The organism is Enterobacter cloacae complex sp. IR5441 (assembly GCF_049238215.1).
GTDB lineage: Bacteria > Pseudomonadota > Gammaproteobacteria > Enterobacterales > Enterobacteriaceae > Enterobacter > Enterobacter hormaechei_C.
Genome location: NZ_JBMKIA010000106.1, coordinates 1 through 1231 on the forward strand (window position 1 = coordinate 1; position 1231 = coordinate 1231).

The 1231-nt window shown below is 50.3% G+C and carries 1 protein-coding gene; it reads right to left on the reverse strand.

The features are described from left to right. Positions 1-18: 18 nt before the first annotated feature. Positions 19-1166, reverse strand: a protein-coding gene (locus tag ACOTX5_RS26530; protein ID WP_085949497.1) for an IS3 family transposase whose coding sequence is annotated in 2 segments (ribosomal slippage) — positions 19-929 and positions 929-1166 — 1149 coding nt in all. Because the reading frame shifts where the segments join, the coding sequence is not laid out codon by codon here. Positions 1167-1231 lie beyond the last annotated feature (65 nt).

Here is a 1231-nt window from a genome sequence, read left to right on the forward strand (position 1 = left end):
TGAATCGCCACGGATAATCTAGACACTTCCGAGCCGTTGATAATACTGGTTTTCATATTCTGTCGGTGACATCTGTTCGCTAGAACCATGCCGACGCTTACTGTTATAAAACATTTCGATGTAATCAAAAATATCACTGCGGGCTTCTTCCCGCGTTCCGTAGATCTTTTTCTTTATCCGTTCACGTTTCAACAACTGGAAAAAACTTTCTGCAACCGCATTATCATGGCAGTTACCGCGACGGCTCATGCTACCCTCCAGGCCGTGTGATTTCAGGAACGACTGCCACTCATGGCTTGTGTACTGACTGCCCTGATCCGAATGAACCAGCACCTGTTTTTCGGGATTACGCCGCCATACAGCCATCAGCAGTGCGTTCAGGACAATGTCCTTTGTCATCCGGGATTGCATGGACCAGCCGATAATTTTGCGTGAGAACAGATCAACAACAACGGCAAGATACAGCCAGCCTTCGTGGGTCCTGATGTAGGTTATGTCCGTTACCCAACGCTCATCAGGAGCATCCGGATTGAACTGTCGCTGGAGCCTGTTGGGTGACACGATACTGGCCTCGCCTTTACGTGCCCGCGGGCTTCGGTATCCGACCTGAGCCTTTATTCCGACACGTTTCATCAGTCTCCAGACTCTGTTTACTCCGCACTGTTGCCCGCTGTCACGCAGATCCAGATGGATTTTGCGATAACCATAGACGCATCCCGATTCCAGCCAGAACTGTTTAATCTGTCCTGTCAGTCTCAGGTCTGCCTGATGGCGTTGTGAATGCGGCTGCTGAAGCCAGGCGTAAAAACCACTGGGATGAACATCCAGCACCCGACAGAGCAGGCGAACAGGCCAGCAACAGGAGTTGTCACGGATAAAGGCGTACCTCAGTCGGACAGCTTTGCGAAGTACGCCGCGGCTTTTTTTAATATGTCCCGTTCGTCGGTAACCCGTTTCAGCTCTTTCTGGAGACGGCGGATCTCGGCCTGAGCATCTGACTGTTCTTTATTAGTGGAAGAATCCGGACCGTACTTCTTTATCCAGGCATAAAGGCTGTGGGTGGTGATATCGAGACGTGTTGCAACGCTGGCAACAGAATAACCGCGATCAACAACCTGTTTGACTGCTTCAGTTTTAAACTCTTCAGGATAACGCTTACCGCTCATGGGCACCTCTCTTTAAGTCATCTTAAATGACTCTGAGGTGTCTGTTAAACGCGTGGCGATTCACC